Consider the following 12,057-nt stretch of genomic DNA (forward strand, 5'->3'; position numbering starts at 1 on the left):
GAAATTTATATTTACATATATTGTAGCAGATTATTACTTTGGATGGGATATACATGTAGGGAGCGAGCGGGTTGTCTAAATCAGGAAATGACGAATTGAAAAAGAGGTAAAAAATAATTATAATCGTTTTCCCCCTTGTTCAGAAGGGGGGATATATGAGTTAATAAAGGTGTCGGACCGATAGAATATCGGAAAGGAGGCTGATTTAAATTGATCACAAAATATGAGGTGGTTTCCGCATAGCGGAAATCATAAAAGACGGGGCCGCATTTATATTGCGGTCTCCTTTTCTTTCCTAAACTAATGTATACTAAAAGTGAAGAGGCTTACGAAAATAATACTAAAATGAAAGGAGTTTTAATGATGAATGAGAAAATAATGCATGCTCGTCCCATACATCTTGATAGAAAGGATGTTCCAGCTTGTCATACAAAAATGGAAAAGAGGTGCTTCCGCCTCATTTGTTGAAGGAGCTCCAAAAATATATTCAGGGAGAACTTATTTATATTCCAAAGCAAACGAATCAGCGGGCAGGATGGGGAGAAGCGAATGGATCTCGTCTCGCCCTGGCTGAAAGAAATGAAGAGATATACCGATTATATAGAGAAGGATATTCATTCGAGGAATTGGAGCAAACCTATAATTTATCCATGGATAGTATTCGTAAAATCGTCTATAAAACTCGTGAAAACAATAGTGAAATGAAATAATGATAAAAGCGTTAAAATTTGAGAGAGGCTGAAGCAAAGCCCGGCAATAAAAAAGTGACATTTACTAAATATTTGGTGAGTGTCACTTTTTAATATTTTTGTCCAGTCCACTTCCATCAGATAAAAAGGAACGTTTAAGAATGATTTTTATTTTTTAATGTGGAGTCGTTTATAAAAATACAAATTAAAATACAGATCATTACGATCGTTGTGTTTCTAAATTGCTCATAAATTTCCTGAGCTCCCTACCAGAACGAATATGACTAAAACGGAGCCGGCCTTGGTGCTTATCTTTTAATGACTTTATTCGGGAATTGTTTTCTTTCTTATAATTCCATACAAAACGCAGGAAGGAAAAGTCTAATCTATCCGGATTCCCATGCGGGCTTTTCTTTCCTCTATTTTTTATATAGCGTTTGAAGATACGATACAAACAAACACTGCGGGGGAAATCTAGCCAAATAACCCAATCTGCATGGTTCATCCGCAATTCCAGCGTTCTGGCATAATTTCCATCAATGATCCATTTGTCTTTTTTGATTTCTTCATTTAGTTTGGTGTCAAAAGCAGCTTTAGAGGCAGTGGTATCATCGTCGATCCATTGAATGCTGTCTAAATGTACCAAGGGGATGTTTCTTATTTGAGCAATTTGAGCGGATAATGTTGATTTACCTGCGCCGGGACAGCCAATAACGATGATTCGATTGGCAATGGACTTATTTTCTTCCATCCTCTTTCCCTCCAGTCTTTTCAATAAGTTTTATCAACACAAGAACTTCACTAATTTGGAAATGTATACGGATATTTGATGCTATTGAGTGCCCGCGATAGAAAAGAAGTAATCACAACATTCCCTTTATGAAAAAGTATCATAGCTTATTCTATCGTATCACATTTGATTTAAAAGACCGTACCTATTTTTCTGTTGTCCAAAAAACATTAAAAATCCAAAATAAATGGTATTTGATGATTGAAAAACGAAAAATAGCGTATACAAATCCTCTTATCGCAGGCATTTTTTACAGGAGAAATTCTGTTTTACCGTTTTGCCTTCCACATACAAAACCGCTATGATGAAAACAAATTTATTATTACTTGGAGATGTGGTAAATTAATGCTAAATACAGTCAAAGAAAATAAAAATAGTTATCGCGTAAAACAGCCTGATTATGATGGACTTTGGAAGAATTTGATTGAAGAGTTGTTTCAAGAATTTATCACGGAGAACCGCCCGTTATCTCCCGCCTAAATTAATTTATTTTCGCTCTTTATTTTGAGGCGGGAGTTTTACGGGCGATTCTCCGTGGCAAAACCAGTCATTCGATCTACTGATCTACTCCATCGCCTTGTTGACAGATGCCAGTCAGAAAGAGAATGAAGACAGATTCGGCTATTCTTTTTATGGGACCGAATTAACCTATACCTATAACACCTATCGATTTCATGAAAAAGATAAAGAAGAACTGAAAAAATCGGATAATCCATTTGCTTTAGCGGTGCTTGCGGGTATTTATATCAGTGAAAACACTGACAAAACCGACAATGATGACAAAAAAAGATACCGATTGAAACAACAGCTTCTCCGCTTGGAATTTAAAAAATATTCGCACCGCACCAATTATCTCGCCGCATTAGTGTATTTCATTGATTATATGATGCTGATTCCCTCAGATTTGCAAGAACAACTGTATGAAACGTTACCCATCGCACAAAACAAAAAAGAGGAGGAAAAAATCATGGGTTTGGAAAAGTTAAGAGACACCCCAACGTTTGGAAAAGTGTATAGAGAAATCGAGGAGAAAGCAACCAGGAAAGGATTGGAACAAGGCAAAGAAGAAACGGAACGAAAATTTGTTAAAAACCTTCTAGACCGGAGCTATTCAGAGGAAGAAATAGCTGAATTAACTGGTCTGGGGATTGAAGAAGTGAGGAAGCTTCAGAAATCGCTTGAAAATGAATAAATGTGAAAAGAACCTATACCTGTTAATTAATTCACTTTATCAGATATAGGTTTTTTTCTTTTTTTTAAATAGCTGTTGAACATAATTCATTGAAGTACAAATGATGTTGATAAATATCTTCAGTTTTAAAATAGGCAAACAGGAAGCAGGGAAGAGAAATATCGGATAGACGAATAACAGGTTTTGTACATTTGCATCGTATATATTTGACACTTTCACATATTCATCATATAATACTCAAAGTTAAGTAAAGGATGTGACGATGATGACCAGACTGCTTGTACTCTGTATGTTAGATGCAAAACCGATGTCCGGCTATGATATTCAGCAGGCGTTGCGGATGACAGATGCGGAAAGATGGGGCGGCATTTTAATTGGTTCCATTTATCATGCGCTTAAAAAATTAGAGAAGGACGGCTTTATTACCATTGATAAGGTGGAACAAACCGGCCACCGGCAGAAGTTTACCTATCGAATTACCGAAGAAGGAAAAGAACATCTGAAAGAATTGATTCGTGAAGCTTTAACTGCTTCATCCGTTCAATACCCTTCTTCTTTATATGCAGGCATCTCTTTTTTCGAAAAGCTTCCAGCCGAAGAAGCGCGTCAAGCTTTGGAACAACAGCGGGCAGCGTTGGAAAATGAATATAACAGTGTCGAAACAGGCTGGCAGGAAAAGAATGCAGCCATGGAAGGCAACATTCCTCCCATGGTACAGCTGGTTTTTGATAATATGTTTGCCACTATCAGACTTCAACAGGATTTCGTCGAAAAGGCATTAGCATATTTAGAAGATAATAATTAATAATCTCCCTCTCTGTATAGGAGGGAGAAAAAAATACATTTATAGTCAATATTGAGTAATCAATACTAAATAGGTATAAGGTGTGTTTGATACAAGATGAATAATGGCAGTAGAATCAGTGAAGTTGTGAATTGCTGCGGTTATTGGTGGAGGCGGAGCGTAAACGAGGCGGAAAAAGCAATTATTCCTGTTCCTCTTCAGGAGTAACAGAAGAAAGGAGACAATGGATCATTTAAAAAGAGGAAACGTTGTTTTTATACAACACAGAATAAAGGGAAAGAAGGAAAAAAAATGAATCAAGAACAAAATTTAAAAAAAGCTCAAAAGAGCGCCTTGTTTGTCGTAACGTTAGCAATATTCACTGATATGCTGCTATATGGAATGATTGTTCCTATCCTGCCAGATTATGCTGATTCTTTAAGTATATCGCAAACTGCAATCGGCATTTTATTCGGCAGTTATGCAGCGGCTCTATTAATCGCGACTCCTATATTTGGGGTGATCTCAGACAAAGTTGGACGGCGTGGTCCGATGCTTTGGGGAATTTTAGGACTTACGCTTGCAACCCTGTTATTTGCATTTGCGAATACGTTTTGGCTCTTGCTGATTTGCCGTATTTTACAAGGAATTGCAGCAGCAGCCACCTGGACAGCCGGGCTTGCGCTTCTTGCTGATTTCTACCCGGCCAAAGAACGGGGAAAAGTCATGGGGATTGCGCTGTCAGGTCAAGCAATGGGGATCCTGCTGGGTCCGACATTTGGAGGCTGGCTTTATCAGTTGGGCGGTTATATGCTTCCATTCTTTGTAGCTGCAGGGATTGCCCTTATTGATGGTTTGCTGCGTATATTTCTATTGAAGGAAGAACCTCATCGGAAGGAAGAAGACGCTTCAGGAGCATGGCATTTATTAAAAAACCGAACCTTGCTCTTGGTTGTTGGAGCAGTTGTTATCGGAGCTGCCATTCCAAGTGTACTGGAGCCGACATTTCCAATGCATCTGCAACATGTATTTGATGCATCTCCAGGAATCATCGGCTTATTATTTGGGGTACCCTCACTTGCTTATGCATTTGCCGCACCAATTGTCGGAAGTGTTTCAACAAAGATTGGCCATCCTAAAACAATTACGATTGGATTAGCAATTACTGCAGTATCACTGGCACTTGTTGTTATGCCGACAACGATGTGGCTGCAAGTTGCGGCATTAGCGTTGATTGGCATCAGTATGGGAACGGTTCTTGCACCGACGCTTCCTGAGCTTGCTGATATTGCCGAGGAAAGCCAGACTCAGGCATATGGAGTTACCTTTGCTATTTATAATACAGCTTATTCGATAGGAATGATGGTTGGACCAATGATTAGTGGTGCAGCATCTGATTTATTCGGGTTACAGCTAAGCTATTTTGCAATTGGGATTATTGTTTTGGTCTATATGTTATTTTTTGCAGTGATAACACCTTTGAAAAAGAAAGACTCTACGTATTAAAAGAGATTTCATATGAAAAGTGTAATAGAACTGGAAAAGAGAAACGATTGAAATCAAAGAGGGAGACACATGGTCTTATATAGCTTGGATACAATTTATATTACCAGATTCGACCATCCTGTTGATGAAGATTGATTTTTTTCAAAAGGATATACTGACCATCGATGATGCATTGGAAGAATTGATGACTGAAGCGGATAGATATGGATATCGGCAGGTATTTTATCACGGAGAACCGTCCGTAAAACTCCTGCCTCAAAATAAAGCGTAAAAATAAATTTATTTAGGCGGGAGATAACGGACGCTAACTCCCTGAATCACTCAACTAACACGCAGTGAGAGAAAAGCAGCAGATTAAGTTCGCGACGTCCTGGGACTGGTAAAGCAATAAATTTTTATAGCAGATAGGATTGGTAAAATGAATGAAGATAAAAAAACGGAATTAGGTCAGGAAATGGCATCTAAATGGTTCTCAAGCGTACCTAAATGGCTTCGAATTTTCATCATATTTGGGGCTCTGATAGTGTTGGTGTATTTAGTAAATAAAGGGATAGGTTAATAATTTAATAGATACGTTATTCATGAACTTCTCACTCTATCAGCTTGCCAGTGGTTTTAGTTCTGACGCTACCTCTCTACTGTGATTTGCCGCTGCAAGTGCTGGTCTATATTTTGGGAGGACTGTCTCTCTATACTGACAGGATTACCTTACATTCGGATTATTACAGACTTATTTGGGGGAGCGTATGCCGGCTTAGGCAGTTATTTTGCTTGGCGCTGTTCTGCATTGGTCATGCACTGATTATTCCTCAACGATTTGCACCAATTTATATTCTACTTTCATGAAGTGTCTTTATCATGGGAATGGTGATGGCATCTCTGCGGGCAAAATTAGGAACACTTAATATAATATTGATTCTGCACCTGTCGTTTTACTTTATTTTTGCTTTTTAACTCGTTTTATGTAAAGAAAAGCAGTAAAAGCAACGCTATAGCGGCTGCTTTTTGTTGGTAGCGCTTTTGTTGTAAACTGACATGGAAAAGCTTTGAGGAGCAGGAAGCCTAATACGTTAGTTAGGAAACAGATGCATCAACTGTTTATTATAATATCTACTATTTCTTTGGTCGCTTCTCTTGCCTCTGGAATGGGGTAAAGCACAAAGATATGGTTCATTTCCGGATATTCAAAATAATTAATGTGAATGCCTTGCGATGCAGCCAGTTCTTTGAATTTTCTCGCATCTGGTAAAAGAACTTCATGCGTCCCAATAAACAAAGTAATTTCCCCTAACCCGTTCACCTTTCCATTTATCGGACTAAGTAAATAATTATCTCTGTCCGTATCTCCTGCATATGCTTTTCCCATTTGAATCAACCCATAGATACCTAACATCGGATCTTTATGTTCGAGTGCATGAGCTTCTGGATTTTTCATTGTAATATCAAGCCAAGGTGAAATTAATAGGATATGCCGCGGTTGTGGTAATTCCTTTTCTAAGAGTAATTGTGCTAACGCTAATGCAAATCCTCCGCCGGCAGAGTCACCCATCAAAATAATATTATCACTATCTGTTGTTTCTAACATCCATTTATATATTGGAAGCACTTTATCAAAAGACTCTTTATAATGATGATTGGGCGCTTTCGGATAAATAGGAACGTATATTGTAGCTTTGGTTTCTTTTGCTACTTTCCCAAGAAAATGCCAGTGGTATAACGACGGCTGCTTGATATATCCGCCTCCATGCAAATAGAGGATGGATTTCCCTGAATGATTCTCTTCTTGATTAAAGATATACCATTCCATTCCATCAAACATCTGTTTTTCAATGTTAAACCTTGTCTGTACATATTTTGGCAGCACGTAGGGTTGTTCATTTTCCTTTTGTTTTTCTTTTAGAAAATCATTGTATCGTTCGGGATCGGTAAAGCTGTCTTTATTACTCAGCCGTGTGAGTATACGTTCTGCAATCCGGCTTTGAATACTTCTCATACTCGTTGTCCTCCTGTAGGTCGCTTAACCACCATTAACGTTTAATAAAATCGGATAATATTCATTTTCATTTATTAACTTTTTACATGAATATAAAACTGTCTATCCCTATTATAATATATAAGTTACAATTTCTACATACCATACAAATATATTCTCTATTCCATTACTTATTGCTTTAAAAATATTACATCCATTTACAGAATTGAAAACGTCAGGATAAGACTCATTTTCATAGTGAAGAGTCTGTTCATTTGGAAGAAATATTGCAGATTTGGATAAAGTGAAGGAATTTTATCAGGAGCGTGAAAGTCCATAACCCCCTCGGATGAATTTTGTTTTGTCTGAGGGGGTTAATTGTTTGTCATTTATTTGTTTTTAATTTTCCGTCTGTTTACTTTCCCTTTTTATCACGGAGAACCGCCCGTAAAACTCCCGCCACAAAATAAAGAGCGAAAATAAATTAATTTAGGCGGGAGATAACGGGCGCTAACTCCCTGAATCACTTAGGCTAATTCAGTGGGAGAATGAAGGAAGCAGACTAAGTTCGCGACGTCCTGGGACTGGGGATGGGACTGCGATTACCAATGTTGTCAGGTTAGTGAATTTCATTAAGATTATGTTTGATACTGGTAGATAGCAATAAGGCTAACTAGCGTAGTGTTTTTCTGGGGTTGCGATTACTCACCCCACCATAACCCGTCGCAGCGGTCGTATTAACCTGACAACATTGAGACCTGCGATTACTCGTCCCATCGTAAAGAGTTGTGCGTCGAAAAACTCCTACTGAATGAAGTTTCGTTTTATATATTAAAAATAAAGCAACTGTTTTTTTGCAGTTGCTTTATTTTTAATTTTCATTTTGGAATTGAGGGAAATAGTAAACCTCATACACATCAATATCATTGGAGGAGGTAGTCGGGTTTAATGATTCAAAAGCTTTTAAGATAACTTCAACGGATACAGAATATGCAGGTGTTGTTTGAATTTCCTCCGTAATACTAAGAACCGTATCTCCTGGATTTACTTTTACTGGAACAGCTTCAAACGGCGGTAATTCTAAATTCTCATTATTTGAAAAGGAGGTCGTCCCATCGTCGGAATGAGCTAAATCTTGAAAAATACTGACTGCAACTAATATAATAAAGATGATCAGGGAAATTCTACGTAAAAATTCCATAAAAAATCTCCTTTAATGAAACTATTTATTTACCTCATACGTACATATAAGTATAAGTAAGATAACGAGAGGGTGTGAAGGGTATGGACATAGTTGAATTACAATGGATCGGGTTCCTCGCCTTATTTTTTGGAACATTATTTATATTAGGTGAAGTATTTGTAAATATGCGCGGTATTTTTGGTGTATTAGGTTTAGGATTTATAACAGTTTATTTTACAGTATATACAGAAACCAATTCGGTCTTACTCATGTTTATTATATACTTCCTGGGAATATTACTGATTATCATTGATGGAAAAGTGTTGAATGACGGTACATTAGCTACCATTGGACTGGTCTTAATGATCGTTGCTGTTGCATTACCCCAACCAGACTTTGCGAACGGTCTCTACGCGGTAATAAGTATCATTGTCGGAGCATTCTCATCTCTGGTGTTCTTAAAAGTATTTAAACGAAGACAGATGTGGTCGAAAATTGCCTTAGTAGATCAACTTACAAAAGAACAGGGCTACAGTTCACTCAGCAAAGAGTATGAGGATTTATTAGGGGAAGAAGGAGTGGCTCTTACAGATTTTAGACCTTCGGGTACCATTGAAGTCAATAAGAAGCATTACAGTGCTGTATCCGGCGGACGCTGGATAAAAAAGGGTACACCAATTAAAGTGGTTGCGGTTGACGGCACCAGTGTCCGGGTTGAAGAACTGCAAAAAGATTAGTTAAATTAAGAAATCCCTGAAACAGGATTCATTTCCTTCTCTAGGAAATGAATCCTGTATTTGTATGCAATATATTCTAAGTGTATACATATTTTCTAAAAAAAGGCATACACTAATCACCCCTTTCTTTATCGAATGTAAACAAATATTAAATCTATGTAAATTTTTCTTCATACATGTTTACATTCTCTTTAGAATCATCAATAATGAATAAGGCGCAAAATTCTACAAAAGTTTACATAAGAGGTAGAAGGGATGAAGTTTTCGTGGATATCGATGTTCAAAGTTTAATTATTGAATTTCTCGGAGGAATCGGCATATTCCTGATGGGGATAAAAATGATGGGGGACGGGCTCCAAAAATCAGCAGGGGATCACTTGCGGGATATTCTGGATCGGTTTACAACCAATCCTTTCCTGGGTGTGCTTGCTGGTATTATTGTAACTGTACTTATTCAGAGCAGTTCAGGAACTACTGTTTTAACTGTAGGACTTGTTAACGCCGGTTTTATGACATTAAGGCAGGCAATTGGTGTTATCATGGGTGCGAATATCGGTACAACCATAACAGCTTTTATTATTGGAATTGATGTTGGGGAATATTCGTTATTATTTTTAGCCTTAGGTGCATTTACAATCTTTTTCTTTAAGAAGCAAAAGATTGTGGCTGTCGGACAGGCATTATTTGGATTTGGAGGCTTATTCTATGGGCTTGAATTAATGAGCAGCGGGATGACACCTCTCCGCTCTTTACAGGCGTTTCAAGATCTGACGGTTTCTATGAGTGAAACACCAATTCTTGGAGTAGTTATTGGTACTGTATTTACTGTAATTGTACAAAGTTCATCAGCAACCATCGGTATTTTGCAAGGATTATTTGGGCAGGGCGCGATTGATTTACAAGCTGCGATTCCAGTGCTGTTTGGGGATAATATTGGTACAACCATAACAGCAGTTCTTGCAAGTATAGGCACGTCAGTTGCTGCCAAACGAGCTGCTTATACGCATGTAACCTTTAATTTAATAGGTGCGATTATTTTTATTATCTTGCTTTATCCATTCACGCAATTTATTTCTTATTTGCAAGCGACCTTAAATTTGAATCCGGAGATGACAATTGCTTTTGCGCATGGCAGTTATAATATCTCAAATACAATTATTCAATTTCCGTTTATCGGTGCTTTGGCATGGCTCATTACAAAGTTGGTGCCTGGAGATGATGTCATCATTGAATACAAACCGAAGCATCTGGATTCTATTTTCCTTCAACAATCGTCTTCGCTGGCATTGGGACAGGCTAAGATGGAAGTTGCTCGTATGGGGAAATATGCATATCAAGGGTTAGAAGAAACGCATAATTATGTCACCACCCAAAATCCGAAAAACTCAGAGATGGCGTTGCAAATTGAAGGTGCGTTGAACAATTTGGATCGCAAAATTACAGAGTATTTAGTGGACATTGCTTCTACCAACTTAACGGAACCTGAAAGTATAGAGCATACTGGTTTGATGAATACAATTCGTGATATCGAACGAATTGGCGATCATTTTGAGAATGTGATTGAACTGGTTGACTATAAAATGTCCAATAAAGTTACGCTGACAGACCAGGCTATTGAGGATTTGAATAAAATGTTTGATTTAACATATATGACGGTTAAACAGGCTGTTGAATCATTAGAAGTAAATGATCGGGAAGCGGCTTTAGAAGTTATTCAAAAAGAAGACCAAATCGATAAAATGGAGCGTAAATTCCGTAAAAACCATATCATTCGTATGAATGAGGGTACTTGCAGCGGATCAGCAGGAATCGTTTTTGTCGATATCCTAAGTAATTTAGAACGAATTGGCGACCACGCTGTAAATATCGCTCAGAACGTCTTAGGTGAACATTAATGCAAATATGGCTCTGTCTGTTAAAATAAGCGGACAGAGCCTTTATTTCACGTGAGAACAGCTTCAAATTAGTGCAAAAAGCTTTCGAAGTAGTAAAAAGAATTAAGTATAGACATGAAGAAATTAATTAGCCAAGTAACCGCAGCTGTTATTCAGGTTAATACGGTCACCCATGGAATAAATCGTTTAAATGGACATCCATGATCCGCATTAGAAAAAGGTATAAATACATAAAACAGCTTTTTTATTATGGAGAATCGTTCATAAAACTTCTATATGAATGAAGTTTCATTCTATAAATTACCAGAATTTCATTAAGTTTTTTTAAGTTTTTGTTGAAATATGTTATATTACGTGCTATTATAATTCTTGCAGTCAACTTCTGATAAAAACTTTTGCAAGACCGCAAAAAAAGTTGTTGACATAATCAATAGAACATGATAAATTATATTTTGTTGCTAATTAAAATAAACTATATTCCACAGTAGCTCAGTGGTAGAGCAATCGGCTGTTAACCGATCGGTCGTAGGTTCGAATCCTACCTGTGGAGCCATGGCGGTGTAGCTCAGCTGGCGAGAGCGTACGGTTCATACCCGTGAGGTCGGGGGTTCGATCCCCTCCGCCGCTACCAAAAATATACATATATCAATTGCTATTCCATGGCGGTCGTGGCGAAGTGGTTAACGCACCGGATTGTGGCTCCGGCACGCGTGGGTTCGATCCCCACCGGTCGCCCCATTAAATAGTAAAAGGACCCTTAGCTCAGTTGGTTAGAGCTATCGGCTCATAACCGATCGGTCGCAGGTTCGAGTCCTGCAGGGTCCACCATTAGTTCTTGTCGGAGGTATACCCAAGTCTGGCTGAAGGGGTCGGTCTTGAAAACCGAGAGGCGGGTCAAACCGCGCGGGGGTTCGAATCCCTCTACCTCCTCCATACATACTTTTCAACAGAATAATGCAAAGCTTTTATATAAAAGCTTCATGTACGGCTCGGTAGCTCAGTCGGTAGAGCAGAGGACTGAAAATCCTTGTGTCGGCGGTTCGATTCCGTCCCGAGCCATCTCTAAAACAAGCGTAAAAGCTTGTTTTTTTATTGGCTTTTTTCGGAGTAACCTACGTATAAAGCGTATAAAGTTTGCTATCTTAATTTTCCAAATGTATTTTTTATGGGAGTACTAAAAAGAATTAAATAGTATATTTTAAAAGGTTCATTAATGCAAAAATGTTTCCTTAATTCAATTGTGATAAGTATGATTTTCTTAACTGCAATTTCTACAAGGAATTAATAACGTATGTCAGTGCAAAATATT

At 37.9% G+C, this 12,057-nt stretch carries 11 protein-coding genes and 6 tRNA genes; 14 read left to right on the forward strand and 3 right to left on the reverse strand.

From position 1 onward, the window contains the following. Positions 1-422: 422 nt before the first annotated feature. Positions 423-710, forward strand: coding sequence for a CD3324 family protein (locus BN986_RS24515; protein ID WP_040985252.1), 288 nt, complete (start codon positions 423-425; stop codon positions 708-710). A gap of 199 nt (positions 711-909) precedes the next feature. Here the strand turns inward: BN986_RS24515 and BN986_RS24520 are convergent, their stop codons facing one another. After that, on the reverse strand, positions 910-1,440 hold the full coding sequence (locus tag BN986_RS24520; protein WP_040985254.1) for a P-loop NTPase family protein: 531 nt from the start codon (positions 1,438-1,440) through the stop codon (positions 910-912). A 384-nt stretch (positions 1,441-1,824) separates the two neighbouring features. Here BN986_RS24520 and BN986_RS27980 point away from each other — a divergent pair, with 384 nt between their 5' ends. The 5 genes from BN986_RS27980 (at position 1,825) to BN986_RS27240 (ending at position 5,232) form a co-directional block, all read left to right on the forward strand. Next, positions 1,825-1,959: a hypothetical protein gene (locus tag BN986_RS27980; RefSeq protein WP_262362501.1), complete on the forward strand. Its 135-nt coding sequence runs from the start codon at positions 1,825-1,827 to the stop codon at positions 1,957-1,959. A gap of 100 nt (positions 1,960-2,059) precedes the next feature. After that, positions 2,060-2,671 carry an RpnC/YadD family protein gene (locus BN986_RS24525; RefSeq protein WP_052401147.1) on the forward strand — a complete coding sequence of 204 codons (612 nt, stop codon included), beginning with the start codon at positions 2,060-2,062 and terminating at the stop codon, positions 2,669-2,671. Between the two features lie 262 nt (positions 2,672-2,933). Beyond that, complete coding sequence (locus BN986_RS24530; RefSeq protein WP_244445094.1) at positions 2,934-3,476, forward strand: PadR family transcriptional regulator; 543 nt, start codon at positions 2,934-2,936, stop codon at positions 3,474-3,476. Between the two features lie 291 nt (positions 3,477-3,767). After that, on the forward strand, positions 3,768-4,961 hold the full coding sequence (locus BN986_RS24535) for an MFS transporter (protein ID WP_040985258.1): 1,194 nt from the start codon (positions 3,768-3,770) through the stop codon (positions 4,959-4,961). Positions 4,962-5,085: 124 nt separating this feature from the next. Further along, complete coding sequence (locus BN986_RS27240; protein ID WP_157037104.1) at positions 5,086-5,232, forward strand: hypothetical protein; 147 nt, start codon at positions 5,086-5,088, stop codon at positions 5,230-5,232. An 819-nt stretch (positions 5,233-6,051) separates the two neighbouring features. On the opposite strand, the gene BN986_RS24540 is transcribed toward BN986_RS27240, so the two are convergent. Further along, positions 6,052-6,954, reverse strand: a complete 903-nt coding sequence (locus tag BN986_RS24540) for an alpha/beta hydrolase fold domain-containing protein (RefSeq protein WP_040985260.1) — start codon at positions 6,952-6,954, stop codon at positions 6,052-6,054. 850 nt (positions 6,955-7,804) lie between these two features. Then, positions 7,805-8,134 carry a hypothetical protein gene (locus BN986_RS24545; RefSeq protein WP_040985262.1) on the reverse strand — a complete coding sequence of 110 codons (330 nt, stop codon included), beginning with the start codon at positions 8,132-8,134 and terminating at the stop codon, positions 7,805-7,807. Positions 8,135-8,217: 83 nt separating this feature from the next. Here BN986_RS24545 and BN986_RS24550 point away from each other — a divergent pair, with 83 nt between their 5' ends. From BN986_RS24550 to BN986_RS24585, 8 genes are all read left to right on the forward strand, one after another. After that, on the forward strand, positions 8,218-8,853 hold the full coding sequence (locus BN986_RS24550) for an NfeD family protein (RefSeq protein ID WP_040985264.1): 636 nt from the start codon (positions 8,218-8,220) through the stop codon (positions 8,851-8,853). A gap of 266 nt (positions 8,854-9,119) precedes the next feature. Continuing rightward, positions 9,120-10,748 (forward strand): Na/Pi cotransporter family protein, encoded by a 1,629-nt coding sequence (locus BN986_RS24555; protein WP_040985267.1) that lies wholly within the window; start codon positions 9,120-9,122, stop codon positions 10,746-10,748. A gap of 478 nt (positions 10,749-11,226) precedes the next feature. Further along, positions 11,227-11,301, forward strand: a tRNA-Asn gene (locus BN986_RS24560). 1 nt (position 11,302) lies between these two features. Next, positions 11,303-11,379, forward strand: a tRNA-Met gene (locus BN986_RS24565). 31 nt (positions 11,380-11,410) lie between these two features. Then, positions 11,411-11,486 (forward strand) — tRNA-His (locus tag BN986_RS24570). Between the two features lie 13 nt (positions 11,487-11,499). Continuing rightward, a tRNA-Ile gene (locus tag BN986_RS24575) sits at positions 11,500-11,576 on the forward strand. Positions 11,577-11,588: 12 nt separating this feature from the next. Beyond that, positions 11,589-11,681: transfer RNA gene (locus BN986_RS24580), tRNA-Ser, on the forward strand. Positions 11,682-11,734: 53 nt separating this feature from the next. Then, a tRNA-Phe gene (locus tag BN986_RS24585) sits at positions 11,735-11,807 on the forward strand. Positions 11,808-12,057 lie beyond the last annotated feature (250 nt).

The organism is Oceanobacillus jeddahensis, from assembly GCF_000750635.1.
Classification (GTDB): Bacteria; Bacillota; Bacilli; order Bacillales; family Amphibacillaceae; genus Oceanobacillus; species Oceanobacillus jeddahense.

Bases quoted from the DNA above. Each gene is read 5' to 3' on its own strand.
- BN986_RS24550 (WP_040985264.1), top strand. From the start codon at position 8,218: ATGGACATAGTTGAATTACAATGGATCGGGTTCCTCGCCTTATTTTTT.
- BN986_RS24540 (WP_040985260.1), bottom strand. From the start codon at position 6,954: ATGAGAAGTATTCAAAGCCGGATTGCAGAACGTATACTCACACGGCTG.
- BN986_RS27240 (WP_157037104.1), top strand. From the start codon at position 5,086: ATGAAGATTGATTTTTTTCAAAAGGATATACTGACCATCGATGATGCA.
- BN986_RS27980 (WP_262362501.1), top strand. From the start codon at position 1,825: ATGCTAAATACAGTCAAAGAAAATAAAAATAGTTATCGCGTAAAACAG.
- BN986_RS24520 (WP_040985254.1), bottom strand. From the start codon at position 1,440: ATGGAAGAAAATAAGTCCATTGCCAATCGAATCATCGTTATTGGCTGT.
- BN986_RS24535 (WP_040985258.1), top strand. From the start codon at position 3,768: ATGAATCAAGAACAAAATTTAAAAAAAGCTCAAAAGAGCGCCTTGTTT.
- BN986_RS24545 (WP_040985262.1), bottom strand. From the start codon at position 8,134: ATGGAATTTTTACGTAGAATTTCCCTGATCATCTTTATTATATTAGTT.
- BN986_RS24530 (WP_244445094.1), top strand. From the start codon at position 2,934: ATGATGACCAGACTGCTTGTACTCTGTATGTTAGATGCAAAACCGATG.